Here is a 25,760-nt window from a genome sequence, read left to right as displayed (position 1 = left end):
CCGGCCAGGACGCCCCTGCCGCCCGCCGCCCGGCCGCTCGCGCGCCTGGCGGTGGGCTGGACCGCGCTGTCCGAGCTGGTACCGCTCTACCCGCTCTACGCGTTGCTGTTCCTCGACATCGGGCTCTCGGCCGCCGAGGTCTCGCTGCTGTTCGCCGCCTGGTCGGTCACCGCGCTGCTGACCGAGGTGCCGGCGGGGGCGCTGGCCGACCGGTGGTCCCGCCGGGGCGCGCTCGTCGCGGGCGGCCTCCTGGAGGCGGGCGCCTTCGTCGTGTGGACCGTCGCACCGCAGTTCGGGGGCTTCCTGGCCGGCTTCGTCGTCTGGGGCGTGGCCGGCGCGCTGGTCTCCGGCACCGTGGAGGCCCTCGTCCACGACGGCCTGGCCGAGGTGGGTGCCGAGGGCTCCTTCGCCCGGGTCAACGGCGTGATGACGTCGGCCGAGCTGCTCGTCCAGGTGCCGACGGCGGCCGCAGCCGGCGTGCTCTACGCCCTCGGCGGCTACCCGCTGGTGGGCTGGGCCAGCGCGGCCGTGTGCCTGACCTGGGCGGCGCTGGCGCTGCGCTTCCCGGAACCGCCGCGGGAGCCCGACGGCGACTCGCTGCTCGACACCCTGCGCGGCGGCGTCACCGAGGCGGTCCGCGCCCCCGGGCTGCGGGTCACCGTGCTCGCGGTCGCGCTGGTCGGCGGACTGGACGCGGTGGAGGAGTACTTCCCGGTGCTCGCCGGCGACCGCGGGGTGCCGACCGTCGCCGTCCCGGCCGCCGTCCTGGGCATCACGCTGGCCGGGGCGCTCGGCGCCGCGCTGGGCGGCCGGGCCGACCGGCTGCCCGACCGCGCGCTGTCGGTGCTGCTCCTCCTGTCCGGCGGACTGCTCGGGGCGGTGGCCGTCGTCCCCGGTCCGGCGGCGCTGGCGCTGGTGGCCGTCGCCTACGCGCTGTACCTGGCGGTGCTGGTCGTCGCCGAGGCGCGGCTGCAGGAGCGGATCGACAGCGCTCGCCGGGCGACGGTCACCTCGGTCGCGGGCCTGGGCGTCGAGCTGGCCGGGTTGCTGGTGTTCGCGGCGTGGGCGCTGGGCGGCGTCGTCGCGGTGGCGGGGCTCGCCGTGGCCGTCGTCCCCGTGGTGGCGGCGGGCCTGCGCCGGCCGGCGGTCAGCTGACGCGGGCCCGTTGCAGGTAGGCCGAGGGGGTCGTGCCCGTCACCGCCCGGAAGTCGCGGCTGAAGTGCGCCTGGTCGAACCAGCCCAGGGACGCCGCCAGGCCCGCGAGGTCGCCGACCCCGCCGGCGTCGATGGTCGCGGCGGCGTCCTGCAGGCGGTACCGGGCGAGCACCGCCTTGGGGCTCAGCCCGACGTAGCCGGCGAAGAGCCGCTGCAGCGACCGGACGCTCATCGCACCCAGCGCCGCCACCTGCTCGACGCGGACCAGCGACCGGTCGGCGGCCATCCGCTCGAGCAGGGCGAGCATCTCCCGGTACGCCGCGGGCGGGTCCGGGGCCAGCGGGGCGAGGGTCGCGTCGAGCACCCCCGCACGGGCGTCGTCGTCCTCCTCGGCGAGCACCGCGTCGAGCAGCCGGGCGGCGTCGAGGCCGAGCGCGGAGCCCAGCGGCGTCGCCGTGGCCCGGCCGGGCAGCCGGCCGCCGAAGGCGACCCAGCCGCCCGGGCGGAACTTGGCCGCGGTCACCCGGCCGGTCCCGACGAGGTCGATGGTGAAGCGACGCGGGCTGACGCCGTGCACCAGGACGGCGGGCAGCGCGTGCCCGAAGCGCGGCTCGGAGCCGGACTCCACCGACAGGTTCACGCTCGGGTGGCTGAGCACCTCGGAGCGGTGCGGCGGTCGGCCGGTCCGGTCCCACCGCACCGACCAGTACCACTCCACGAACGGGGCCAGCGCGGGGGACACCGGGGCGTCGCGGCGCAGGCCCGTCTCCCGGGCGGTCTCGGCCGGCCGCAGGAGGCCGCTCGCCGGACCTGTCGCGTTCGTCCAAGACGGCACGGCCGGAGCCTAGGCAGGCTCGGGGACATGGCGATCACGAACGGCCGTCCCGACGGCTACACCACGCTGACCCCGTTCCTGGTCTGCTCTCCCGCGGCCGAGGCGATCCGCTTCTACGCCGCCGTCCTCGGCGCCACCGTCGTCCAGCGGATGGACGGCCCCGACGGCACGGTCGTGCACGCGGAGCTCGACCTCGGCCTCGGCCGGCTGCAGCTGGGCGACCCGAACGACGCCTACGGTCTGGCCACCCCGACCGGGCAGGAGGCGGATCGGGCGAGCAGCTCCACCTGCGTCTACGTCGCCGACGTCGACGCGGTGTTCGCCCGCGCCGTCGAGCGGGGCGCCACGGTGCGGGAGGAGCCGGCCACGTTCGTCACCGGCGACCGGTTCGCCTCCATCCATGACCCGTTCGGCCACCGCTGGGCGATCATGACGAGGGTCGAGGACGTCAGCCCCGAGGAGCAGGAGCGGCGCCTGGCCGAGTGGGCGGCGTCCGGAGCGCAGTGACAGGAGGGAGTCGTCCGTGGGGTACACGAACACCTTCATCTCCGTGGCCGAGGACTGCCGAGCGCGGACGGGGGTGGTCCCGCCCGGGCGCGGCGCCACCCCGACGGTCGCCGGCGTCCAGTACGCCATGCTCGTCGCGGAGCCCGGGCGGTGGACGCAGGAGGACGTGCTCCTGGCGTCGTCCCCGGGCGTCCGCGGGCGGACGGACGTCGACGGGGAGGAGCTCGAGCGGCTGCGGGCGGAGTACTTCGCCCAGCCCCGGGCGTGCCTGCGGGCCTCTCCGCTGCCGAAGACCCACGGCTGGGGACTGCACTACGACGAGGCGGGGCGGATCACCCTGCACGCCGTCGACTCGGACTCGTACGCGAGGCTCTCCGCGGACCCCGCCTGACGCAACTCCGGGCCATGCGGTCGAGACGGGCGTAGGCGCGGAGGGGTCAGCCGCGGTGGGCTCTGCGGGCGATGCGGGCGGCGAAGACGCCGGCGGCGTGGCCGTTGTCGATGTTGCTCACCACGACGCCGGGCGCGGCCGAGTTCAGCATCGTCAGCAGCGCGCTGAACCCGCCGAACGAGCCCGGCTGCCCGGTCGACGTCGGGACGGCGACGATCGGCACGTCGGTGAGCACGCCGAGCAGCCCGGCCAGCGAGGCGTCGAGGCCGGCGACGACGACCAGGCAGTCGACGTCCTCGGGCAGCGCGTTCCCCGGCAGCCCGGCGCGGAACCGGCTGCCGCCGACGTCGTCCACCCGCAGCACAGCAGTGCCGGTGACGCGCGCGGCGAAGGCGGCCTCCGCGGCCACCGCGAGGTCACCGCCGACCCCGCACAGCACGCCGATGCTGCCGACGGGCTCGGGCAGCGGGCCGACCGCCGCGGACATCGAGGCGGCGTCGACCGTCGTGTAGGCGTCGTGCTCGCTGGCCAGGGCGACGAGCGTCTCGGCGGGCGCCCGGACGACGACCGCAGGCCGGTCCGGGAACTGCCGGCGCGCCTCGCGGACCAGCGCGAGCACCTGCTCGGTGCTGCGGCCGGGCGCCCAGATGACGTCGGGCTCGGCGGGCGCCCCACGGGTCGGCGCGACCGGCGGGACGGGCGGCTCGAGGGGCGGTGCGGGGGCCAGGGCCGGCTCGGCGGGGCTGCCCAGGCCCAGCGGCGGATCGGCGGGCTCGACGAGCAACGGCGCGAACCCGCTGGTCACGGTGGTGGGCTCGGTCAGCGGGGAAGGCTGCACGGCAGGGACCCTAGGGGCCGGCGGGACCTGCTCCGGGGAGCCGGCGAGGGTCGTGTCGTCCCGGGATGACCCGTCCGTCACAGCAGTCCCAGCCGGACCGGAGAAGGCGTCCAGGGGGCTCTCCGCGGCCCGGGTCTGGGTCACCGCCGACAGCCGGACGACGCGGTCGCGGCCGCTGCGCTTGGCGTCGTAGAGGACGCCGTCGGCAGCGGCGAACAGGGTGCGCCGGTCGTCGCCGCGGGTGGCCGAGGCGATGCCGACGCTGATGGTCACCGGCACCGGCATCCCGAGCGCGGCCCAGTCGGTCTCGGCGACCGCGCGGCGGCAGCGTTCGAGCGCGAACTCGGCCTGCTCGGCGGTGGTCTCGGGGAGCAGGACGACGAACTCGTCGCCGGCCCACCGGCACACGTCGTCGGTGTCGCGGCACCCGGCCACGAGGATCTCGGCCACCCGGCGCAGGACGTCGTCCCCGCCGGCGTGACCGACGGCGTCGTTGACCTCCTTGAACCGGTCGACGTCCACCACGGCCAGCGCCGGCGCCGCCCCGCTGCCGAGCAGCCCGTCGAGGGTGGCCTCGGCGTAGCGGCGGTTGGGCAGGTGGGTGAGCGGGTCCTCGTAGGCCTGCCGGCGCAGCTGCCCGGCCGCCCGCTCGGTCTCCAGCAGGCTCTTGCGCCGGCCGAACAGCTCCACCCAGCGGGTGCGCCGCTCGTCGACCCGGTCCAGCTCGTCGGCCAGGTAGGCCTGCAGGTAGGGCAGCGCCCGCCCGGCGTCGTCCAGCTCGGCGTGCAGCGTGCACAGCTCGCGCAGCGCGGCCCGGCGCGGCCGCGGCAGGCCGTGCTCGGTCGCCGTGGCGAGGGCCTGGGCCAGCTGCTCGTCGGCGCCGCGGCCGTCGCCCTGCCGGCGCAGCGCGCGGCCGAGCGCGAGCAGCGCCGTCGCGTGCAGCGCGCGGTCGCCCGTGGCGGTGGTCCGGACGGCGGCCCGCAGCGGCCCCACGGCGGCGGCGTGCTCGCCCAGGCCGACCAGCGCCCAGCCGTGCACCACCTGTGCGGCCACGACCGCCTCGGCGGAGTCCGGCGGCAGCAGCGCCAGCGCCTCCTCGGCCAGCGCGCGGGCATCGGCGAAGTGCGGGGCGGCCGCGTCGGGGTCGCCGTCGTCGAGCAGCGCCTCGCCGAGCTCGGCGCACAGCTCGCCCAGGGCGCTGGCCGCGCGGGCGACGAGGACGTCGGGGTCGCCGACCGGGTCGCCGTCCCCCACCCACCCCAGCGCGCCGGGGACGGCGGCCGCGGCTACCGCGGTCTGGTGCGCCCGCCGCTGGTAGTCCAGCGCCAGCGGCATCAGCTCCAGGTCGGCGAGCACGCCGGCGAGGGTGGTCAGCGTCTCCACCAGCAGGGCGGACGGCGGCAGCGCGGGGCCGAGCAGGCTGGCCGCCTCCACCGCCTCGTCCATGGCCGCGTCGATGCGGCGCGACAGCAGCTCGATGCGGGCGTGCCGGGCCAGGCCGGCGGCGCGCTGCAGCTCGTCCTCGGTGGCGTCGAAGGCCGCCTTGGCCGAGCGCACCAGCGCGATGGCCAGCGCCGCGTGCGAGGCGCGCGGGTCGCCGTCCTCAGAGGCGGGGGGCCCGTCGATCAGCTCGGCCACGCCGGCGTGCAGGTCCAGCCGGGCCGCCACGCCCGGTCCGGACGAGGGCTCGACGGGGTCGCCGACGAGGGTGAAGCCGGCCTTCCGCAGTCGACGCACGAGCAGCTCGGCGCGCAGCGTGTCGGCCCAGGCCCGGCCCAGGTCGGCCGGGCGGGCGAGGCCGCCGTCCCGCGGCGTGGGCGCCGCGTAGGGGGAGGAGTCGGTGCCGACGTCGGCCAGCAGTTCCTCGGCGTCGTCGAGCTGCCAGTTCGACAGCGCGGCGGTCACCCGGTGGTGCAGGGCTCCGGGAGGCACGAGCGCACTGTGCCTGTCGCTGTCAATGGAGTCGAGCACCGGACGGGGGGCACGCCGGGAGTCGGAGACACTCCCGTCACAGCCGTCCCTCCCGGCCCGCGCCGTCACGGGGTGCCCTCGCCGACGCCCCGGCCGCCGTGGGCGCGCACCCGGTTGCGCCCGCCGCGCTTGGCGGTGAACAGGTGCAGGTCGGCGGTGTCGAACAGCGAGCGCCAGCCCAGCGGCTCGTCCGCGGCTGCCGGGGCGGTGGCCACGCCGATGCTCACCGTCACCGGCTCGGACAGCTGCAGGCCGCCCCAGTCGGCGTCGGCCACCGCGGCGCGCAGCCGGTCGACGGCGGTCAGTGCCTGGGGCTCGGTCGCCGTCGGCAGGACGACGAGGAACTCGTCGCCGGCCCAGCGGTACACCTCGTCGCCGGTGCGGCAGTGCTCGCGCAGCAGGTCGGCGACCCGGCGCAGCACCTGGTCGCCGTGCGAGTGGGACGCGTCGTCGTTGACCGCCTTGAACCGGTCGATGTCGACCACGGCCAGCGACACCGGTTCGGCGCCCACGCGCATGCCGGCCAGCCGGCGCTCGGCGCTGCGCCGGTTGCCCAGGCCGGTGAGCGGGTCCTCCAGCGCGACCCGGCGCAGGTGCGCGGTCTGCCGCTCGGCCTCGCGCAGCCGGCTGCGCCGGACGAACATCTCCGCCCACAGCTCCCGGCTGCGGGCGTGCGCCCGGCGGCTGTCGGCGCGGTAGGCCTCCAGCCAGTGCAGCGCCTCGGCCGGGCGGCCCATCGCCGCGGTGTTCTGGCCCAGCTCCAGCAGGCACTGCCGGTAGCGCCGGCGGTCGCCGGAGGCGGCGAAGGCCCCGGCGGCGTCGACGAGCAGGTCGGTCGCCTCGGCGTCGTGCCCGCCGCCGGACCGGTCGCGGGCCAGCCGGGCCAGCAGCCGGGCGAGCACCAGGTCGGCGTAGCCGCGCAACCACGTCCCGCCGTCCCGGTGCACCCGCTTGTGCGCCCGGCGCATCGGGCCGAGGGCGTCCGCGGCCTCGCCGTGACCGGCCATGGCCCACGCCTGGGCGACGTCGAGCAGGTCCTGCTCGTCGGGCTCGGGCTCCCAGTCCAGGGCGCGGGCGGCCTCGGCGCACTCCATCGCCGTCCCGGCCAGCTCGCGGGCGCGCTCGGCCTCCCCGCGGCGGTGCAGCGTCTGCGCCAGCTCGGCGTGCTGCTGGGCGCACAGTTGCAGCAGCCGCCAGCGGTCGGGCACCCCGGACAGCTCGTCCGCCACCCGGGAGCCCTGCAGCGCGTGCGCGACGGCGAGCTCCTCCAGGTCGAGGGCGGCCAGGGTCAGCGAGAGCCACAGGTGGGCCTGGTGCAGGGCGCGGGAGGGGCCGTCGGTCGCCGCGGCCTCGGCCAGCAGGCTCGCGTCGATGGCCAGCACCATCCCCGTGTCGGCGTGGTCGGCGGCCACCTCCACGTGGGCCAGGTGGGCCAGGGTCAGCGCGGTGTGCGCGCACGGGAGGCACCTGCCCAGGGCGTCGCGGGCGGCCGACACCTCGGCCGCGACGGCCTCGGGGTCGCCGTCGACCAGGCCGCGGCGGGCGGCCAGCGCGTGCCGCCAGGCGGTCCAGCGCGGGTCGGTCGCGGCGTCCAGCGCCGCGGCGGCGCGGTCGTGCTCGGCGGTGAAGGCGGCGGGGTCGTCGCGGTCGCTCGCGGCCAGCAGACGCCAGAGCGCATCGTCGAGGTCACCCTCGATGAGGCGCTCCGGGCCGGGGGTCACGCATGTCCTCCCACGACGGTGTCCGGCCGCTGTGCGGCCACGAGTCGGTGACCAGCGTGGCGGTTCCCCCCGGGCGGGGCATCTGCCCGTCCCCGGCCGCACTACCCTCGTCGGGTGCCTGGGACGCCTCCGACGCGGTACGCCTATCTCGGCCCCGAGGGTACCTTCACCGAATCGGCCCTGATCAGCGCCGTCGGCGCCGACGGCGGTGTGCGGACGCCCGCCGCCGGGGTGCCGGCCGCGCTGGCCGCCGTCCGCTCGGGGGACGCCGACGCCGCGCTCGTGCCCCTGGAGAACTCGGTCGAGGGCTCGGTGCCGGCCACCATGGACGGCCTGGCCGACGGCGACCCGCTGCTGATCACCCGCGAGGTCTTCCTGACGGTCTCCTTCGTCCTCGCCGCCCGCCCGGGGACGACGCCGGCCGACGTCCGCTCGGTGGCCAGCCACCCGCATGCGCTGGCGCAGACCGCCGGCTCGCTGGCCCGGCTGCTGCCCGGCGTCGTCCCGCTGCCGGCCACCTCGACCGCCGAGGCCGCCCGGCAGGTCGCGGCCGGCCAGTACGACGCCGCGGTCTGCCCGCCGATCGCCGCCGAGCGGTACGGGCTCACCGCGCTGGCCGAGGACATCGCCGACCGCCCCGGCGCCGTCACCCGGTTCGTGCTGGTCGCGCCACCGGGGCCGCTTCCCGAACCCACCGGCAACGACAAGACCTCGCTGGTCGCCGTCGTCGGCGACCGCACCGGGGCGCTGCTGGACCTGCTCGGCGAGTTCGCCGTCCGCGGCATCAGCCTGACCCGCATCGAGTCGCGGCCGACCCGCGAGCGGCTGGGCGTCTACTCGTTCTCCCTCGACTGCGAGGGGCACGTCGCCGACGCCCGGGTGGGGGAGGCGCTCTCCGGCCTGCACCGGGTCTGCGACGACCTGCGCTTCCTGGGCTCCTACCCGCGCGCCGACGGCCGGGAGAACAAGCCGGTGACCCCGGTGTCGACCGACGCGGCGTTCCGCGAGGCCGCCGGCTGGCTCGAGCGGGTGCGCGCCGGCCGCGTGTGAGCGCGCCCGGATCGGCCGAGTGCGCAGTTGGTGTTGCTCGGCCCGGCGTGTCCCGCCGTGTCGTCGACCGCAACTGCTCAGTCGGCCGGGAGCCCCGGTGGGTCGGCTACACCCGTTCGAGTTCGCGGTCGGGTTCGGGCTCCTGCCTGCGCGCCAGCCGGCCGGGCCACCAGGTGCGGTCGCCCAGCAGCGTCACCGCCGAGGGCACCACGAGCGAGCGGACGACGAAGGTGTCGAGCAGGACGCCGAAGCCGACCAGGAACGCCAGCTGGACGAGGAACAGCAGCGGCAGCACCGACAGCGCCGAAGGTCGCCGCCAGGACCAGCCCGGCGCTGGTGATGACCCCGCCGGTGACGGCCAGCGCCCGCAGGACGCCGTCCCGCGTGCCGTGCCGCAGCGACTGGCCGTCGTCCGCCGGTTCCTCGAGCAGATGATCGACGTGATCGTGCGCCACGCCCGGGCCGTTCCCGGCTGAGCGCTGTGCACACCCCGGGCGACCCCTCAGAGGTAGAGGCCGGTCGCTTCCTCGATCCGCTCGGCGGCGACGGCGTGCACGTCGCGCTCGCGCAGGATGATCAGCTCCTCGCCGTGCACCTCGACCTCGTGCTGGTCCTCGGGGGAGAAGAGCACCTGGTCGCCGACCTTCACCTGGCGCACGCTCGACCCGACGCCGCGTGCCTCGCCCCAGACCAGCCGCTTGGCCACCTGCGCGGTCGCCGGGATGAGGATGCCGCCACTGGAGCGGCGCTCGCCGTCCTCCCTGCGCAGCGACACCAGGATGCGGTCGTGCAGCATCTTGATCGGCAGTCCGCTGCCCTTGACGTCAGCCACGGGTGATCACGGTACGCGGGGCCCCTTCCGGCCATTTCCGCGGAAACCGCCGCTCAGGACCAGCCGAGCTCGTGCAGCCGGTCGTCGTCTATCCCGAAGTGGTGCGCGATCTCGTGCACCACCGTGATCGTGACCTCCTCGACGACCTCCTCGGCGGTCGCGCAGATGTCGCAGATGGCCTCGCGGTAGACCATGATCCGGTCCGGCAGCGCGCCGCCGTACTCCCAGCCGCGCTCGGTCAGCGCGTGGCCCTCGTAGAGGCCGAGCAGGTCGGGTTCCTCCTCGTTGCGGTCCTCCACCAGGACGACGACGTTGTCCATCAGCGCCAGCAGCTCCGGCGGCACCTGGTCGAGGGCGTCGGCGACCAGGCCCTCGAACACGGGGAGGGGGAGCGGCCTCACCAGGAGGTCGGCAGCGGGCGGCCCTCCTCGTAGCCCGCCGCGCTCTGCACCCCCAGCACCGCGCGCTCGTGCAGCTCGTCGACGGTGCGCGCCCCGGCGTAGGTGCAGGAGGACCGGACGCCGGCGACGATCCCGTCGATCAGGTCCTCGACGCCTGGCCGCGCCGGGTCCAGGTACATCCGGGACGACGAGATGCCCTCCTCGAACAGGCCGGCTCGCGCACGGTCGAACCCGGACTGCGTCGCCGTCCGGGCCTTGACCGCGCGGGCCGAGGCCATGCCGAAGGACTCCTTGTACAGCCGACCCGAGCCGTCGTCGTGGATGTCGCCGGCCGACTCGTAGGTGCCGGCGAACCAGGAGCCGACCATCACGTTGGCCGCACCGGCGGCCAGGGCCAGGGCGATGTCGCGCGAGTGCCGCACGCCGCCGTCGGCCCACACGTGCTTGCCCAGGGAGCGGGCCGCCGCGGCGCACTCCTCGACGGCGGAGAACTGCGGCCGGCCGACGCCGGTCATCATCCGCGTGGTGCACATGGCGCCGGGGCCCACGCCGACCTTGACGACGTCCGCCCCCGCCTCGACCAGGTCGCGGGTGCCCTCGGCCGTCACCACGTTGCCGGCGACGACCGGCACGGAGCCCGCCACCGAGCGCGCCGCGCGCACCGCCTCGACCGCCTTCTCCTGGTGGCCGTGCGCGGTGTCCACCACGAGGACGTCGACGCCCGCCTCGAGCAAGGCGCGCGCCTTGCCCGCGACGTCGCCGTTGATGCCGACGGCGGCGGACGTCAGCAGCTGCCCGGCCGCGTTGACCGCCGGTGTGTAGATCGCGGAGCGCAGCGCCCCCTTGCGGGTGATGACGCCGACCAGCCGGTCGCCCTCGACCACCGGGGCCGCCTCGACGCGCGCGTCGGAGAGCACGTCGTAGATCTTGGGCAGGTCGGTGCCGGCGGGGATCGTCAGCGGGTCGTCGACCATCACCTCGGCGAGCTGGGTGAAGCGGTCCACGCCCCGGCATGCGCCGTCGGTGACGACGCCGAGCACGGAGCCGGCGTCGGAGACCACGACGACGATGCCGTGCGCCCGTTTGGTGAGCAGGGACAGCGCCTCGCCCACGGTGGACGTCGGCGACAGCGTGATCGCCGTGTCGTAGACCGGGTGCCGCGTCTTGAGCCAGCCGGCGACCTCGCCGATCACGTCGACCGGGATGTCCTGCGGCAGCACGGCCAGCCCGCCGCGGCGCGCCACGGTCTCGGCCATCCGCCGGCCGGAGATCGCGGTCATGTTGGCGACGACGACCGGGATCGTCGTCCCCACGCCGTCCGGGGTGGTCAGGTCGACCTCGAGCCGGGAGCCCACGGTGCTGTGGTTGGGCACCATGAAGACGTCGGCGTAGGTCAGGTCGGTCGCCGGTCGGGTGCCACCCAGGAAACGCATGACAGCCATTGTCCCGCACGCGGAGCCGGGCGAGATCGGCGATCTCGCACGCTCGCGGGCCCGCGTCCGGGCGAGATCGGCGATCTCGCCGGATCAGGTGGCCGCGGCAGGCTCCACGGTGATCGGCTCGGGCTCGGTGAAGCCGGTGCGCGGCATCGCCGTCCACACCGGGGTGCGGCGCGTGAGGGCGGCGACCAGCCCGCGCAGCTGGAACCAGGCGTGCACCTGCCGGTAGCCGACGTTCTCCAGCAGCCCGCCGAGCAGCAGCACGCCGACCTCCCGGCCGCGCGTGTAGCGGGCGTAGGAGAACTCCTCGACCGCGACGGCGGCCGTCGACAGGCGCGGGTCTACGCGGTGACCGCGAGCGTGCTCGCCGCAGACCGCACGGCCTTCCTCGAGGTCGGCGCCGACGGGTTCCTGACCAAGCCGATCCGGATGGCCACGCTGCGGGACACCCTGGACGAGGTCGTCCTGCCGCCGTCCCCCGCGCCGGCCGCCCCGGCACCGGAGCCGGAGGCGGTCCTCGACCCCGACACCGTCGAGGACCTGCGCGACCTCGGCGACGAGGCCTTCGCGCACCTCTACACCCGCTACCTCGCCACCCTCGACGACGCGGTCACCGCCATCGTGGCCGCCGCCGACCGGCCCTCCTGGTCGGTGGACGACGAGGGCTCGGTGCCCCGGCTCGCGCACGGGCTCAAGGGCAGCAGCGCGGCGCTGGGCGCGACCGCGCTGGCGCAGGTCTGCCACAGCCTGGAGACCGTCGACCCGGTCGCCCTCGCCGTGGGCGACGCGCTGGCCACCCTGGACCGGGAGCGCTCCCGGGTGCGGGCCGCGGTCACCGAGCTGCTCGCCGGTGTCGGGCCGGGTGGACCGGCCACCTGAGTGCCGCCCGTGGCGTGCGTGCTGGACGGGCTCGGCGTCGGTCGGGGACGGCTCCTGGCCGCGGTGTCGGTCCCTGGGAGTGGGGGGCCGGAGGCTTCCCCGAGCGGGGCGGGTGTCTGGGGCTCGGCGTCGGTCGGGGACGGCACCTGGCCGCGGTGTCATCCGGAGGATGACAGACTGGGCAGAGTGATCGACCTGCGCCTGGTGCGTGAGCACCCCGACCTCGTGAAGGCCAGCCAGCGAGCCCGCGGGGCCGACGAGTCCCGGGTCGACGAGCTGCTCGCCGCCGACGCCTCCCGCCGCGACGCCGTGAAGCGCACCGACGACCTGCGTGCCGAGCAGAAGGCGGCCTCGCAGGCGGTGAAGAAGGCGTCACCGGAGGAGCGGCCCGCCGTCCTCGAGCGGGCCCGCGCCCTCGCCGCCGCGGTCAAGGAGGCCGAGGAGGCGCTGCGGGCGGCCGACGCGGCGCTGCGCGAGGCGCACCTGCGCATCCCGAACGTGGTGCACGACGGCGTCCCGCCCGGCGGTGAGGACGACGCGGTGACGCTGCGCACCGTCGGCGAGGTGCCCACCCACGACTTCCCGGTGCGCGACCACCTGGAGATCGGCGAGGCGCTCGGCGCGATCGACATGGAGCGCGGCGCCAAGGTCTCCGGCGCCCGCTTCTACTTCCTCACCGGCCCGGGCGCGATGCTCGAGTTCGCCCTCGCCCAGCTGGCGATCGGCCAGGCGGTCACGGCCGGGTTCACCCCCGTCGTCGCCCCGGCGCTGGTGCGCCCCGAGGCGATGGAGGGCACCGGCTTCCTCGGCGAGCACGACGAGGAGGTCTACCGGGTCGAGCGCGACGACCTCTACCTCGTCGGCACCTCCGAGGTCGCCCTGGCGGGGATGCGCAGCAACGAGGTGCTCGACCTGTCCGCCGGGCCGCTGCGCTACGCCGGCTGGTCGTCCTGCTTCCGCCGCGAGGCCGGCTCCTACGGCAAGGACACCCGCGGCATCATCCGCGTGCACTGGTTCGACAAGGTCGAGATGTTCAGCTTCTGCCGGCCCGAGGAGGCCGCCGAGGAGCACCGGCGGCTGCTGGCCTGGGAGGAGGAGTTCCTGCAGGCCCTCGAGCTGCCCTACCGGGTGGTCGACATCGCCGCCGGCGACCTGGGCACCAGCGCGGCCCGCAAGTACGACATCGAGGCGTGGTTCCCCAGCCAGGGCACCTACCGGGAGCTGACCAGCACCTCGGACTGCACCACCTTCCAGGCCCGGCGGCTGAACACCCGCTACCGGGACGCCGACGGCAAGAACCGGACCGCGGCCACGCTCAACGGCACCCTCTGCGCGGTCGCCCGCACCATCGCCTGTCTGCTCGAGGTGCACCAGCGCGCCGACGGGTCGGTGTACGTGCCGAAGGCGCTGCGCCCGTGGCTGGGCGGCGTCGAGGCCCTCACCCTCGGCATGACGCTCGTGGCGCCGGCGCCGGTCGCATGACGGCTGACCGGCCGGGCGTGCTGCCCAGCACCGGCACCGCCGGCGCCCGGGCGGACGACGTCGTCGAGCTCGGCGACCTCGGCGCCTGGCGACCGAAGCTGGTCGCCAGCGACCTCGACGGCACGCTGCTCAGCTCCGACGGCGAGGTCAGCGCGCGCACCCGGACGGCGCTGACCGCCTGCTGGGACGCAGGCATCCCGGTGGTCGGGGTGACCGGCCGCGGTCCGCGGCTGTTCGACAGCGTCTGTGCCGCGCTCGACGGGCGGGGCATCGCCGTCCTCGCCCAGGGCGGGTTCGTCGTCGACCTGGAGCGCGACGAGGTGCTGCGCACGGTGGGCCTGCCGCGCGAGCAGGCGACCGCGGTCATCGAGCGGATCGAGTCGGTCGCCGGTGAGCTCATCCTCGCCGTGGAGGACGCCGCCGAGCAGGGCGAGGTGCACTCGCCACTGCGGGTGCAGCACGGCTTCGACTGGCCCTACCCGGAGCCCGCGCACCTGCTGCCGCGGCACCAGGTGCTGCCCACCGGGGCGGTGCTGAAGGTCTTCCTGCGCTCCTCGACCCTGGGCCAGGACGAGCTGCTCGCCCGCGCCCGCGAGGTGGTCGACCCGGCCCGGGCCGAGGTCACCCACGCCGGGCTGGGCTTCATCGAGGTGCTGCCGCCGGGGATCACCAAGGCGACCGGGCTGGCCATCGCGCTCGAGCGCTACGGCGTCGGCTTCGGCGACGTGCTGGTCTTCGGCGACATGCCCAACGACCTGCCCATGATCGAGGCGGTGCGCGACGCCGGTGGGCGGGCGGTCGCGGTCGCCAACGCGCACCCCGCCGTCCGGGCGGCCACCCCACTGGTCACCAGCGGGCACGACGCCGACGGCGTCGCGCGCTACCTGGAGGCCCTGCTCGACGGGAGGCGACCGGGTGTCTGACCGGGTGCGCGATGTCTGACTGGAGACCGCGGCTGATCGCCAGCGACATGGACGGCACGCTGCTGCACGGCGACGACACCGTCAGCGACGCGACGGTCGCCGAGCTGGAGCGCTGGCGCGCCGAGGGCGTGCCGGTCGTCCTGGCCACCGGCCGCCCGCCGCGCTGGATGGTGCGCATCCGCGAGGTGCTGCGGTACGGCACCGCCGTGTGCTGCAACGGCGCCGTCCTGCTGGACCTGGCCGGCTTCGAGGTGCTCGAGGAGGACGCCCTGGAGCCGGCGGTGCTGCAGCAGGTCACCGCCGGGCTGCGCCGGCACCGGCCCGACACCTGGTTCGCCGTCGAGTACGGCCTGGAGTTCCGTCACGAGCCGGTCTACCAGCCCCGGTGGGACGTCGACGCGCCCGGCGTGGCGGTGGCGACGCTGGAGGAGATGGTGTCCGCGCCGGTGGCCAAGCTGCTGGCCCGCCACGAGACGCTGCCCCGCGACGAGTTCGTCGCGCTGGTGGAGCAGGTCGTGGGAGACGCCGCGACGGTCACCAACTCCTCCACCGACGCCCTGGCCGAGATCTCCGCGCGCGGCGTCACCAAGGCCACCGGCATCGCGAAGGTGGCCGCCGAGCACGGCATCGGTCCCGAGGACGTCGTCGTCTTCGGCGACATGCCCAACGACATCGCCGCCTTCGACTGGGTGCGCGAGGGCGGCGGCCGGGCCGTGGCCATGGCGCACGCCCACCCCGACCTGCTCGCCGCGGCCACCGACGTGACCGCCACCAACGAGGACGACGGCGTCGCGGCCTTCCTCTCCGCGTTGTGATGGCCCGTCCGGCGCCGAGTGGCGAGTTGGCGTGGTCTCACGCGCCCTGAAGCCACGCCACCTCACCACTCGACGAGTGGAGCCGACCCCCTCACTCGGCGCGCAGCCGGGCCGCGCGCAGGGCCACACCCGCCGCCCGCGGGTCCCCGGCCGGCAGCAGGGCGAGCAGGCGGTCGTGGGCGTCCAGGTCGTCCTGCCCCTGGGGGTGCAGCACGAACGCGTGCAGCAGGCCCACGTCACGGGCGGCCAGCACCGCGGCACGCAGCCCGGCGGTCAGCTCCTCGCGCAGCTGCCGGATCTCCGTCGCGTCCGATCGCGGCAGCAGGGGGCCGGCGCACGCCCGCAGGGCGGTGGCCACCTCCCCGGCCCGGAGAGCACGGCGGGCCGAGCCGAAGTCGCTGTCCACCGCGCCCACGAGCCGGTAGGGCCGCGTGCGCAGCACGTCGGCGCCGATGAGCGAGCGCAGCCGGCGCACCTGCACGCGCACGGTCGTCTGGTTGCCGTCGTCCCCGTAGAGCAGGTAGGCCAACTGTTCCCCGGTGAGCCCCTCGGGGTGCAGGGCGAGGGCGGTGAGGATCTCCGCCGCCCGCAGCGGCAGGGGGACGGCGCGACCGTCGAGCACCGCACTCGGTGCGCCGTTGCCTGTGACCCGGAGCGACAGCGCCGACGAGCGCGCGGGGCCGGCCGCCCGGGAGGGGCGCTGCGCGGCCCGGAGCAGGTAGCCCTCGGCGAGGGGTTCGACCAGCGCCTCCCGGCCGTCGGGCAGCAGGACCTGCTCGCCCACCCCGTCGAGGTCCACGCGTTCGGGCCACCCGCGGGAGGGCTCGGTGGCCAGCACCCGGCCGGTGGGGGTGACGAGCGCGCCGGCCACGCCCCGCAGGTGGGTGAGGTGCGGCGTGTTCCGCAGCAGGAAGCGCTGGTCGGCCTCGGCCATCCGCACCCGCAGCTCGGTCTCGGCCAGCCGCGCGGTGGTCGCCACCAGCTGCGCCAGCGACGGGTGCATGGTCCGCAGCGGGCCGCTGACGTCGACCGCACCCAGGACCGCCCCGGTGTCGGGGTCGTGCACCGGCGCGGCCACACAGGTCCAGGAGTGGTAGGTGCGGACCAGGTGCTCGGCGGAGTGGATCTGCACCGGCGCGTCGACCGCGAGCGTGGTGCCCATCGCGTTGGTGCCGATGGCCGCCTCGCTCCAGTTGGTGCCCGGGAACAGGCCCACCCGATCGGCGGGGCCGAGCAGCTCGACGGCGCCCTCCCGCCAGAGGACGTGGCCCGCGGCGTCCGTGACGAGCACCAGGTGCACCGCCTCCTCGGCGATGCCGACGAGGCTGTTCCGCACCAGGGGCATGACGGCGTTGAGCGGGTGGGCCGAGCGGATGTCGCGCAGCTCGTCGGGGGCGTGCACCACCGGCGGCGTCCTGCGGTCGGGGTCGACGCGGGCCGCGAGGCTGCGTTCCCAGGACGCGGAGACGACCGGCCGGGGCGCCTGGCGGACCGGACTGCTGCCGAGCACGGCGTCGAAGGTCTCGGCGAGCTGCCGGGCGTGGGCGGCGGCATCGGTGCCGACGACGTCCGGGCCGGTGCAGGGGAGCCGGTGGCGGGCAGAGCGGGTCATGACACCCCCGAGCATCCTCGCCGGGCGGGTGGCGCCGGCCTGCTGCGGATCCTCACGCATGTCCGTCCGGCCAGCAAGGCAGGTCGGAGGGGCCGGCCTCAGCTCTCCAGCGCGGCGGCGGCCGCGGTCGCGACGGTGACGTCCTGCTCCACCGACCCGGCGCTGACGCCGACGGCGCCCACGATCTCGCCGTCTCGGTACAGCGGCACGCCGCCGCCGAAGGTCACGAGGCCGCCGGCGGTCTGCTCGAGCCCGTAGAGCTCGGCGCCCGGCTGCACCAGCGGGGTGAGGGCCTCCGTGGGCAGGGCCATGAGGATCGAGGTCACCGCCTTGCGGGTGGAGATGTCGATGCTCGCCTTGATCGCGCCGTCCATCCGCCCGAACGCCAGCAGGTGTCCGCCGTCGTCGACGACGGCGATGTTCATCGGCTGGCCGATCTCCTCGGCGCGGGCGATCCCGGCGTCCAGGACGCGGCGGGCGGAGTCGTACGTCAGCGAGGCACCCATGCCCGGGGAGCAAACCGCACGCGGCCGGGCCGGACACCTCTCCGATCGGGCAGGTGTCACCTGCCCGGACGGCCAGGCCGCCGGCGGCGGTCGCGGAAGGCAACGTCGGTGCAACGTGGCGCGTGCCACAGTGGCGCCACGATCTGAGGACCAACCGAGGAGTGAGCCTGCGATGAGCGCCCAGCCGCCTCCCGAGCTGACCGCTGCGGACTACCCCCTGTCGATCAAGCACCCCGAGCTGCTGCGCACGCCCACCGGCAAGCCGATCACGGCCCTCACGATGGACGCGGTCGTCTCCGGCGAGCTGTCGGCCGAGGACCTGCGGATCGCTCCGGAGACCCTGCAGCTGCAGGCCCAGCTGGCCGACGCCAGTGGCCGTCCCCAGCTGGCCGCCAACTTCCGCCGGGCCGCCGAGATGACGGCCATCCCCGACACCGAGGTCCTGGCCATGTACAACGCGCTGCGCCCGCGCGCCGCCACGGCGGCGCAGCTCGGCGAGCTGGCCGACCGCCTCGGGGGGACGTACGGGGCGCCGGTCTGTGCCGCTCTGGTCCGGGAGGCCGCCGAGGTCTACGCCCGCCGCGACCTCCTCGCCCGCCCGACCGCCGACGTCGGCTGACCCGTTCCGCAGGACCGAGAGGGGACGTCCCGCCCATGACCAGCACGAAGCCCCGGACCTCGACGCGCACCGAGGTCCTCGAGAGCCGCCCGGTCAACCTCGACGGCTTCGTCGAGGAGTGGCCCGAGAAGGGCCTCGTCGCGATGGAGAGCGACTTCGACCCGGCGCCGAGCGTCCGGGTGGAGGACGGCCGCATCGTCGAGCTCGACGGCAAGGCCCGCGCCGACTTCGACTTCATGGACACCTTCATCGCCAACCACGCGATCGACGTGGCGTCGGCCGAGGAGTGCACCGCCATCCCGTCGGTCGACATCGCGCGGATGCTCATCGACCCGGGGGTCTCCCGCGGGCAGGTGCTGGCGGTGACCCGTGGTCTCACGCCGGCCAAGATCCTCGACGTCGTCAAGCTGATGAACGTCGTCGAGATCATGCAGGCGATGCAGAAGATGCGGGCCCGGCGCACGCCCGCGAACCAGGGGCACTCCACGAGCGCCCGCGACAACCCCGTGCAGGTCGCCGTCGACGCCGCCGAGGGGGCGCTGCGGGGGTTCGCCGAGCTCGAGACCACCCTGGGGGTCGTGCGCTACGCCCCGCTGGTGGCCATCGCGCTGCAGGTCGGTGGGCAGGTCGGGCGTGGCGGTGTGCTGACCCAGTGCGCGCTGGAGGAGGCCACCGAGCTCGAGCTGGGCATGCGGGGCATCACCGCCTACGCCGAGACCATCTCGATCTACGGCACCGAATCGGTGTTCGTCGACGGTGACGACACCCCGTGGTCCAAGGCGTTCCTCGCCTCCGCCTACGCCTCGCGCGGGATCAAGATGCGGTTCACCTCCGGCACCGGGTCGGAGGTGCAGATGGGCAACGCCGAGGGCAAGTCCATGCTGTACCTGGAGATCCGCTGCATCCTCATGGCTAAGGGCGCCGGGGTGCAGGGACTGCAGAACGGCTCGATCAGCTGCATCGGCGTCCCGGGGGCCGTGCCGGGGGGCATCCGCGCGGTCGCCGCGGAGAACCTGGTGGCCAGCATGGTCGACCTGGAGTGCGCCTCCGGGAACGACCAGTCGTTCTCGCACTCGTCGATGCGGCGGACCGCGCGGCTGATGCCCCAGCTGCTGCCCGGCACCGACTTCGTCTGCTCCGGCTACTCCGCGGTGCCCAACGCCGACAACATGTTCGCCGGGTCGAACTTCGACACCGAGGACTACGACGACTGGAACACCATCCAGCGCGACCTGCAGGTGGACGGCGGGCTGCGGCACGTCCGGGAGGCCGAGGTCCTGCAGGTCCGCAACAAGGCCGCGCGTGCGCTGCAGGCGCTGTTCGCCCACCTGGACCTGCCGCCGATCACCGATGACGAGGTGGAGGCGGCCACCTACGCCGACTCCTCGAACGACTACCCGCTGCGCGACGTGCTCTCCGACCTCAAGGGCGCGCAGTCGGTCATGGAGCGCGGCATCACCGGGCTGGACCTGGTCAGGGGCCTGGAGACGACCGGCTTCCACGACGTCGCCGAGAGCCTGCTCAGCGTGCTGCGGCAGCGGGTCTCGGGCGACCTGCTGCAGACCTCGGCGGTGCTCACCGCCGACTTCACCCCCCTGTCGGCCATCAACGACGTCAACGACTACGCCGGCCCGGGCACCGGTTACCGGCTGGCGGGGGAGCGGTGGGAGGAGCTCAAGAAGCTGCGCCACGTCACCTCCGCCACGAACCCCGAGACCGAGGTGGGCTGAGCGATGACCACTGCCACGACGCCGGAGCGCACGCTCACCCTCCGCGAGATCGGCCCGGCCGGCCGGGGGACCCGTCCCGACGAGGTCGTGATCGCCGTGTCACCGGCGTTCGCCGGACACTTCACGAAGACGATCGTCGACGTCCCGCACGCCGAGGTGCTGCGCCAGGTGCTGGCGGGCATCGAGGAGCAGGGGGTCACCGCGCGCGTCATCCAGGTGTTCGACACCGCGGACCTGGCCGCGATCTCCCACGGCGGCGCCAAGCTGTCCGGCTCGGGCATCGCCGTGGGGATCCTGTCCCGCGGGACGACGATGATCCACCAGAAGGACCTGCCGCGGCTGAGCAACCTGGAGCTGTTCCCACAGTCCCCGCTGCTGGATCCGGCGGTGTTCCGGATGATCGGCTCGAACGCCGCGCAGTACGCGAAGGGCGAGTCGCCGCAGCCCGTCCCGACGCGCAACGACCAGATGGCCCGCCCCCGGTGGCAGGCCAAGGCGGCGCTGCTGCACCTCAAGGAGTTCGAGTGCATCCAGGCCGGCCGCCCGGCGGTCGAGGTCGAGCCCGTCTTCGGGCGGGTCGGGTCACGCCGGCTGGGGTGACGACGGTCGACCCCGGCCGGTCGCCGGCGCGGCTCGTCGTCGGCGTGGACATCGGCAACTCGACGACCGAGGCCTGCCTGGCCTCGATCGGGCCGGACGGCTCGATCACGTACCTGGCCACCGACCTGACCAGGACGACCGGCGTCAAGGGCACCCCGGACAACACCGCCGGCGCGCTCACCGCCGTCCGGGGCGCCCTGGAGCGGGCCGGACGGCGCGTCGGTGAGGTGCACACCGTCCTGCTCAACGAGGCCACACCGGTGATCAGCGGCCTGGCCATGGAGACGATCACCGAGACGATCATCACCGAGTCCACGATGATCGGGCACAACCCGGCGACCCCGGGCGGGGAGGGGCTGGGTGTCGGCACCACCGTGCCGGTCGGCGCGCTGCCGGAGCAGGCGCCCGGGCAGCCGGTGGTGTGCGTCGTCCCCGCCGGGGCGGACTTCGACGACGTCGCGGCCGCGGTGAACGCCGCCGTCCGCCGGGGTGTGGACGTCGTCGCCGCCGTCCTGGCCGGGGACGACGCGGTGCTGGTCACCAACCGACTCGACCGGCCGATCCCCGTGGTGGACGAGGTCGCGGCGGTGGAGCGCGTCCCGCTGGGGATGCTGGCCGCCGTGGAGGTGGCCGCTCCCGGGCGGACGATCCGGACGCTGTCGAACTCCTACGGGCTGGCCACCGTCTTCGAGCTGGACCCCGCGCAGACCCGGCAGGTCTCCCCGGTGGCGCGGGCGCTCACCGGGAACCGCTCGGCCGTGGTGGTGCGCACCCCGACCGGCGACGTCACCGACCGCCGGATCCCCGTGGGCGAGCTCGTGCTCCGCGGCGCCGGCAAGACGCTCCGGGTGGACGTCGACGCCGGCGCGGAGGCGATCATGGACACCGTCGCCCGCGTGCAGCCCCTGGACGACGCGCACGGTGAGCCGGGGACCCACGTCGGGGGCATGCTCGCCCAGGTCCGGGACACGATGGCCGACGTCATGGACGTCGCCGGGCAGCCCGACGTCCCGGTGTCCGAGATCGCCATCCGCGACGTGCTCGCGGTCGACACGTTCGTCCCGGCCGAGGTGCGCGGCGGGCTGGCCGGCGAGGTGGCGCTGGAGAACGCGGTCGCGCTCGCGGCGATGGTGCGGACCAGCCGCAGCCGCATGCAGCTGGTCGCCGACCTGGTGTCCGAGCAGCTGGGCGCGGCCGCCGAGATCGGCGGCGTCGAGGGCGAGATGGCCGTGGGCGGCGCGCTCACCACCCCGGGTGTCGACCGGCCGGTCGCCGTCCTCGACCTGGGCGGTGGCTCGACCGACGCGGCGCTGCTGACCCGGGAGGGCGAGTGCACGGCCGTGCACGTGGCCGGAGCCGGTGAGCTGGTCACCAAGCTCATCGACTCCGAGCTGGCCCTCGACGACCGCGAGACCGCCGAGAGCGTCAAGCGGTTCCCGCTGGCCAAGGTGGAGAGCTTCTTCCACGTGCGCCACGAGGACGGCACCGTGCAGTTCTCCGACCAGCCGCTGCCGCCGCACGTGTTCGCCCGGGTCGTGGTGCTGACCCCGGACGGCCCCGCCCCGGTGCCCACGTGGCACGGCCTCGACCACGTCCGGCGGGTCCGCCGCGAGGCCAAGCGCCGGGTGTTCGTGGTCAACGCGCTGCGGGCGCTGCGCCAGGTGGCGCCGGGGGCGAACCTCCGCGCGCTCGACTTCGTGGTGCTCCTGGGCGGGTCGGCGCTGGACTTCGAGATCCCCGACCTGATCGCGGACGCGCTGGCGCCGCACGGCGTGGTGTGCGGAACGGGGAACGTGCTGGGCACCGAGGGGCCGCGCAACGCGGTCGCGTCCGGCCTGGTGCGGGCGCACGCCGCCGTCCTCGCCGAGGGAGCCAGGTGCCCGGCGAGCTGACCGCGCCCGGTCCGCGGCCGGCGGTGCTGGTGTACCGGCACCCCGCCGCACCGGCGTCCGTGCTGCGGCAGGTCTGCGCCGGCGTCGAGGAGGAGGGGGTGCCCACGGACGTCACCGACGTCCCCGGCCCGGACGACGCCACCGCGCTGGCCCACGCCGCCGCCGGGGAGTCCCGGCTGGGCGTGGGCATCGGCCTGGACGCGGCCGGGGCCGCCGCCGTGCACCACGGCACGCTGCCCGAGCAGGCGCCGGTGCTCACGACGCCGGCCCAGGCGCTCCCCTCGGACTGGCGACGGGTGGGCCGGGTCGCGGCCCGGGTGGTCAAGCACCTCCCGCTGGTCTGACGATTCCTGCCCACTGGCCGTGAGGAGCGGGGCCCGGAGGGTCCCCGGCGAACGGCCGGATGGGCTCAGCGCAGGCCGGGGACGGCTCCTGGCCGCGGTGTCGGCCGGTAGGCCGACAGTGTCACAGGTACTGGCCCCCGCCGGGGTGCGGGCCCGGGGCCGGCTGCGAGCCGCCGGGCAGCGCGCGGCGGCGCATCTCCTCGAGCTGGGCCCGGGCGGCCATCTGCTGGGCGAACAACGCGGTCTGGATGCCGTGGAAGACGCCCTCCAGCCAGCCGACCAGCTGGGCCTGGGCGATGCGCAGCTCGGCGTCCGACGGCGTCGCGTCCTCGCTGAACGGGAGCGTGATCCGCTCCAGCTCCTCGCGCAGCTCCGGGGCCAGGCCCTGCTCGAGCTCGCGGATCGAGGACGCGTGGATGTCGCGCAGCCGGTTGCGGCTGGCGTCGTCCAGGGGCGCGGCCCGGACCTCCTCGAGCAGCTGCTTGATCATCGTGCCGATCCGCATGACCTTCGCCGGCTGCTCGACCATGTCCCCGATGCTGCCGCCGCCCTCGCCGCCTGCGTCGTCACCCCGCCCACCCAGCGGCCCGGCGTCGGGCACGGGCATCGTGCCGACGGGCCGGCCGTCGGGGCCGACCACGACGACCTGCTGAGGGCGTCCACTGCCGTTGTCAGGTGCGGTCATGCCTCCATCCTCCCCGGCGCTGCGGCGGCCTGCCGGGGTGGCACCGGGTCGCCTCCGGCCTCCGGGGGCAACGTCTAGGGTCGAGGGCCATGGGACCGGGGGAGGCGCGGCTGGACGTCGCCCGCGTCCGGGGCCTGTTCCCGGGGCTCTCCGACGGTCTGGTGCACGCGGACGGGTCGGCCGGCGCCCTCGTGCCCGAGAACGTCGTGCTCGCGGTGTCGCAGGCGATGCGGGTGCCGGTGGCCGACCGCGGCGGGGTCTTCCCGGCGTCCGCCCGCGCGGAGGGGCTGCTCGCCAGCGCCCGCACCGCCGTCGCCGACCTGGTCGGCGGGGTGTCCACCGGCGTCGTCCTCGGGCCGGACGCCTCCCGGCTGACCTGGACCCTGGCCCGCGCGCTGGCCCGTACCTGGCGGCCCGGCGACGAGGTGGTGCTCAGCCGGCTCGACCACGACGCCAACGTGCGGCCCTGGGTCGAGCTGGCCGCCCGCACCGGCGTCACCGTGCGCTGGGCCGAGGTCGACATCGAGACCGGCGAGCTGCCCGACTGGCAGTACGACGAGCTGCTCGGCCCCCGCACCCGGCTGGTGGCGGTGACGGCGGCCAGCTCCGCGATCGGCACCCGTCCGGACGTCGCGGCGATCGCCCGGCGGGCGCACGCGGTCGGCGCGCTGGTCTTCGTCGACGGGACGCACGCCGCCGCCCACGACCTGCTCGACGTCCGTGCCCTGGGCGCGGACTTCCTCGCCGTCGCCGCCGACATGTGGTGCGGCCCCCACGTGGGCGCGGTCGTGGCCGACCCCGAGCTGCTCGGGGAGCTGGAGCCGGAGAAGCTGGCGCCGGTGCCCGACCGGGTGCCCGACCGGTTCGAGAGCGGCGGGTACGCCTTCGAGCTGCTCGCCGGCGTCACCGCGGCCGTCGAGCACCTCGCGTCGCTGTGCGAGGACGCCATCGGCACCCGGCGGGACCGGCTGCGCACCTCGATGACGGCGGTCGCGGCCTACGAGGGCGGCCTGTTCGACTGGCTGGACCAGGCGCTGCGGGCGATGCGCCACGTGCACGTGATCGGCTCGGCCCCGCACACCACCCCGGCGCTGTCGTTCACCGTCGCCGGCATGCGCCCGCGGCAGGTGGCCCACGAGCTGTCCCGGCGCGGCATCTGCGCGTGGGACGGCGACCTCTCGGCCCGGGAGCTGTTCGACGCCCTCGGCGCCAACGAGGAGGGCGGCGCCGTCCAGCTGGGGCTGATGCACTACAACACGGCCGAGGAGGTCGGGTACCTGATCGACGCGGTCGCCGCGCTGCGCCCGCGCTGAAGAAGGACCCCCGTCCCCCTCCCGCCTCGCACGCTCGGCGTGAGCCTCTGGACGGGGGCCGCCCGTCCTCCTCACCCCTCGCAGGCTCGGGGCGAGCCTCGGGACGGGGCCGCGGGGACGGCTCACCCGTTGACCAGCAGGACCTTCCCCACGTGCTCGCTGGCGTCGACCACGCGGTGCGCCTCGGCGGCCCGCGACATCGGCAGCCGCCGGTCGACGATCGGGCGGACCACGCCGCGCTCGACGTCGGGCCACACGTCGTGCCGCACCGCCGCGACGATCTCGGCCTTGCCGCCGGGCCCGGTCGCCGGCCGGGCGCGCAGCGTCGTCGCGTGCACCGAGGCGCGCTTGCGCATCAGCTTCCCGAGGTCGAGCTCGGCCTTGGTGCCGCCCTGCATCCCGATGCAGACCAGCCGCCCCCCGGTGGCGAGGACGTCGACGTTGCGGGCCAGGTACTTGGCGCCCATGTTGTCGAGGACGACGTCCGCGCCCGCGCCGTCGGTCTCCTCCAGCACCCGCTCGACGAAGTCCTCGTCGCGGTAGTTGATGCCCACCTCGGCGCCGAGCTCGCGGCAGACGTCGAGCTTGGCCTGGGTGCCCGCGGTGGTGAACACCCGGGCGCCCGCCCGGGCGGCCAGCTGGATGGCCATGGTGCCGATGCCACTCGACCCGCCGTGCACCAGGAACGTGTCCCCACGGCGCAGCCCGGCGAGCATGAACGCGTTGGACCACACCGTGCACACGACCTCGGGCAGCGCCGCCGCGGTGGCCAGCTCCACGCCGGCCGGGCGGGGCAGCAGCTGGCCGGCCGGGACGGCGACCCGCTCGGCGTAGCCGCCACCGGACAGCAGCGCGCACACCTCGTCGCCCACCGACCAGCCGGTCACGCCCTCGCCGACCTCGCTGACCACGCCGCTGCACTCCAGGCCGAGGATCTCGCTGGCCCCGGGCGGCGGCGGGTAGAAGCCGGCCCGCTGCAGCAGGTCGGCCCGGTTCACCGCGGTGGCGACGACGTCGACGAGCACCTCGCCGGGTCGCAGCACCGGGTCGGGGACCTCGCCCCAGCCGAGCACCTCAGGTTCACCGGGTCCGCTCATGGTCACCGCACGCATGCCCCCGACCCTAAGAGGACCCCCCTGCCCCCACCGCTCGCAGGCCCGCGGAGGGACCCTGCAGGGGGGCCGCCGTCCTCCCCACCCTTCGCCAGCTCAGGGCGGGAC

26 protein-coding genes are annotated in these 25,760 nt (G+C 75.6%); 14 read left to right on the top strand and 12 right to left on the bottom strand.

The window, feature by feature from the left end:
- Positions 1–51 precede the first annotated feature (51 nt).
- Positions 52–1,155 carry an MFS transporter gene (locus tag CNO22_RS03445; protein WP_100497961.1) on the top strand — a complete coding sequence of 368 codons (1,104 nt, stop codon included), beginning with the start codon at positions 52–54 and terminating at the stop codon, positions 1,153–1,155.
- Here CNO22_RS03445 and CNO22_RS03440 read toward each other — a convergent pair.
- Positions 1,148–1,990, bottom strand: coding sequence for a helix-turn-helix domain-containing protein (locus CNO22_RS03440; RefSeq protein ID WP_100497960.1), 843 nt, complete (start codon positions 1,988–1,990; stop codon positions 1,148–1,150). The two genes, CNO22_RS03445 and CNO22_RS03440, sit on opposite strands and share 8 nt — an antisense overlap.
- A gap of 27 nt (positions 1,991–2,017) precedes the next feature.
- Here CNO22_RS03440 and CNO22_RS03435 point away from each other — a divergent pair, with 27 nt between their 5' ends.
- Both CNO22_RS03435 and CNO22_RS03430 read left to right on the top strand, forming a co-directional pair.
- A complete protein-coding gene (locus CNO22_RS03435; RefSeq protein WP_100497959.1) occupies positions 2,018–2,497 on the top strand; it encodes a VOC family protein in 480 nt (159 codons plus the stop codon).
- 16 nt (positions 2,498–2,513) lie between these two features.
- Positions 2,514–2,888 (top strand): DUF6157 family protein, encoded by a 375-nt coding sequence (locus CNO22_RS03430; RefSeq protein WP_100497958.1) that lies wholly within the window; start codon positions 2,514–2,516, stop codon positions 2,886–2,888.
- 46 nt (positions 2,889–2,934) lie between these two features.
- Here the strand turns inward: CNO22_RS03430 and CNO22_RS03425 are convergent, their stop codons facing one another.
- On the bottom strand, positions 2,935–5,658 hold the full coding sequence (locus CNO22_RS03425; protein ID WP_232806757.1) for a diguanylate cyclase domain-containing protein: 2,724 nt from the start codon (positions 5,656–5,658) through the stop codon (positions 2,935–2,937).
- Positions 5,659–5,762: 104 nt separating this feature from the next.
- Entirely contained in the window at positions 5,763–7,418 is a 1,656-nt protein-coding gene (locus CNO22_RS03420) for a GGDEF domain-containing protein (RefSeq protein ID WP_100497956.1), read from the bottom strand.
- Positions 7,419–7,532: 114 nt separating this feature from the next.
- Here CNO22_RS03420 and pheA point away from each other — a divergent pair, with 114 nt between their 5' ends.
- On the top strand, positions 7,533–8,468 hold the full coding sequence (gene pheA / locus CNO22_RS03415; protein ID WP_100497955.1) for a prephenate dehydratase: 936 nt from the start codon (positions 7,533–7,535) through the stop codon (positions 8,466–8,468).
- A 106-nt stretch (positions 8,469–8,574) separates the two neighbouring features.
- Here pheA and CNO22_RS28770 read toward each other — a convergent pair whose 3' ends face one another.
- From CNO22_RS28770 to CNO22_RS27440, 5 genes are all read right to left on the bottom strand, one after another.
- Positions 8,575–8,763 carry an MMPL family transporter gene (locus CNO22_RS28770; RefSeq protein ID WP_232806756.1) on the bottom strand — a complete coding sequence of 63 codons (189 nt, stop codon included), beginning with the start codon at positions 8,761–8,763 and terminating at the stop codon, positions 8,575–8,577.
- A 207-nt stretch (positions 8,764–8,970) separates the two neighbouring features.
- Positions 8,971–9,300, bottom strand: coding sequence for a GroES family chaperonin (locus CNO22_RS03405; RefSeq protein WP_232806755.1), 330 nt, complete (start codon positions 9,298–9,300; stop codon positions 8,971–8,973).
- Positions 9,301–9,353: 53 nt separating this feature from the next.
- Positions 9,354–9,701: a metallopeptidase family protein gene (locus CNO22_RS03400; protein WP_100497954.1), complete on the bottom strand. Its 348-nt coding sequence runs from the start codon at positions 9,699–9,701 to the stop codon at positions 9,354–9,356.
- Complete coding sequence (locus CNO22_RS03395; protein WP_100497953.1) at positions 9,698–11,134, bottom strand: GuaB1 family IMP dehydrogenase-related protein; 1,437 nt, start codon at positions 11,132–11,134, stop codon at positions 9,698–9,700. Before CNO22_RS03395 ends, CNO22_RS03400 begins: the two co-directional genes overlap by 4 nt.
- A gap of 93 nt (positions 11,135–11,227) precedes the next feature.
- A complete protein-coding gene (locus CNO22_RS27440; protein ID WP_157936782.1) occupies positions 11,228–11,404 on the bottom strand; it encodes a hypothetical protein in 177 nt (58 codons plus the stop codon).
- Between the two features lie 84 nt (positions 11,405–11,488).
- Between CNO22_RS27440 and CNO22_RS03390 the strand changes: the two genes are divergently transcribed.
- The 4 genes from CNO22_RS03390 (at position 11,489) to CNO22_RS03375 (ending at position 15,239) form a co-directional block, all read left to right on the top strand.
- Positions 11,489–12,019: a response regulator gene (locus tag CNO22_RS03390; RefSeq protein WP_100497952.1), complete on the top strand. Its 531-nt coding sequence runs from the start codon at positions 11,489–11,491 to the stop codon at positions 12,017–12,019.
- Positions 12,020–12,205: 186 nt separating this feature from the next.
- The gene (gene serS, locus CNO22_RS03385) at positions 12,206–13,501 is read left to right on the top strand and encodes a serine--tRNA ligase (RefSeq protein ID WP_100497951.1); all 1,296 of its coding nucleotides are present in this window, start codon (positions 12,206–12,208) and stop codon (positions 13,499–13,501) included.
- A complete protein-coding gene (locus CNO22_RS03380) occupies positions 13,498–14,424 on the top strand; it encodes an HAD family hydrolase (protein WP_100497950.1) in 927 nt (308 codons plus the stop codon). The genes serS and CNO22_RS03380 overlap by 4 nt, the downstream gene beginning before the upstream one ends.
- Before the next feature lie 11 nt (positions 14,425–14,435).
- The gene (locus CNO22_RS03375) at positions 14,436–15,239 is read left to right on the top strand and encodes a Cof-type HAD-IIB family hydrolase (protein WP_100497949.1); all 804 of its coding nucleotides are present in this window, start codon (positions 14,436–14,438) and stop codon (positions 15,237–15,239) included.
- Between the two features lie 91 nt (positions 15,240–15,330).
- On the opposite strand, the gene CNO22_RS03370 is transcribed toward CNO22_RS03375, so the two are convergent.
- Positions 15,331–16,851 (bottom strand): GAF domain-containing protein, encoded by a 1,521-nt coding sequence (locus CNO22_RS03370; protein ID WP_100497980.1) that lies wholly within the window; start codon positions 16,849–16,851, stop codon positions 15,331–15,333.
- Positions 16,852–16,949: 98 nt separating this feature from the next.
- On the bottom strand, positions 16,950–17,357 hold the full coding sequence (locus CNO22_RS03365) for a GlcG/HbpS family heme-binding protein (RefSeq protein ID WP_100497948.1): 408 nt from the start codon (positions 17,355–17,357) through the stop codon (positions 16,950–16,952).
- A 172-nt stretch (positions 17,358–17,529) separates the two neighbouring features.
- Here CNO22_RS03365 and CNO22_RS03360 point away from each other — a divergent pair, with 172 nt between their 5' ends.
- The 5 genes from CNO22_RS03360 to CNO22_RS03340 are packed head-to-tail and all read left to right on the top strand — an operon-like array spanning position 17,530 to position 22,542.
- The gene (locus CNO22_RS03360) at positions 17,530–17,976 is read left to right on the top strand and encodes a diol dehydratase small subunit (RefSeq protein WP_100497947.1); all 447 of its coding nucleotides are present in this window, start codon (positions 17,530–17,532) and stop codon (positions 17,974–17,976) included.
- Positions 17,977–18,011: 35 nt separating this feature from the next.
- On the top strand, positions 18,012–19,706 hold the full coding sequence (locus CNO22_RS03355; RefSeq protein ID WP_100497946.1) for a propanediol/glycerol family dehydratase large subunit: 1,695 nt from the start codon (positions 18,012–18,014) through the stop codon (positions 19,704–19,706).
- A gap of 3 nt (positions 19,707–19,709) precedes the next feature.
- On the top strand, positions 19,710–20,306 hold the full coding sequence (locus CNO22_RS03350) for a propanediol/glycerol family dehydratase medium subunit (RefSeq protein ID WP_100497945.1): 597 nt from the start codon (positions 19,710–19,712) through the stop codon (positions 20,304–20,306).
- Positions 20,303–22,198, top strand: a complete 1,896-nt coding sequence (locus CNO22_RS03345) for a diol dehydratase reactivase subunit alpha (protein WP_100497944.1) — start codon at positions 20,303–20,305, stop codon at positions 22,196–22,198. The genes CNO22_RS03350 and CNO22_RS03345 overlap by 4 nt, the downstream gene beginning before the upstream one ends.
- Positions 22,183–22,542: a glycerol dehydratase reactivase beta/small subunit family protein gene (locus tag CNO22_RS03340; RefSeq protein ID WP_100497943.1), complete on the top strand. Its 360-nt coding sequence runs from the start codon at positions 22,183–22,185 to the stop codon at positions 22,540–22,542. The genes CNO22_RS03345 and CNO22_RS03340 overlap by 16 nt, the downstream gene beginning before the upstream one ends.
- Before the next feature lie 121 nt (positions 22,543–22,663).
- Here the strand turns inward: CNO22_RS03340 and CNO22_RS03335 are convergent, their stop codons facing one another.
- Positions 22,664–23,227, bottom strand: a complete 564-nt coding sequence (locus CNO22_RS03335; protein ID WP_100497942.1) for a bacterial proteasome activator family protein — start codon at positions 23,225–23,227, stop codon at positions 22,664–22,666.
- A gap of 89 nt (positions 23,228–23,316) precedes the next feature.
- On the opposite strand from CNO22_RS03335, the gene CNO22_RS03330 reads away from it, so the two are divergent.
- Positions 23,317–24,540: a cysteine desulfurase-like protein gene (locus tag CNO22_RS03330; protein WP_100497941.1), complete on the top strand. Its 1,224-nt coding sequence runs from the start codon at positions 23,317–23,319 to the stop codon at positions 24,538–24,540.
- Positions 24,541–24,662: 122 nt separating this feature from the next.
- Here the strand turns inward: CNO22_RS03330 and CNO22_RS03325 are convergent, their stop codons facing one another.
- Positions 24,663–25,652, bottom strand: coding sequence for an NAD(P)H-quinone oxidoreductase (locus tag CNO22_RS03325; RefSeq protein WP_100497940.1), 990 nt, complete (start codon positions 25,650–25,652; stop codon positions 24,663–24,665).
- Positions 25,653–25,760: the final 108 nt, after the last annotated feature.

Origin of the sequence: Geodermatophilus chilensis, assembly GCF_002802985.1 — a bacterium.
Taxonomy (GTDB): domain Bacteria; phylum Actinomycetota; class Actinomycetes; order Mycobacteriales; family Geodermatophilaceae; genus Geodermatophilus; species Geodermatophilus chilensis.
Note: the sequence above shows the minus strand (reverse complement) of the source record. Positions and strands in the feature narration are given on the sequence as shown.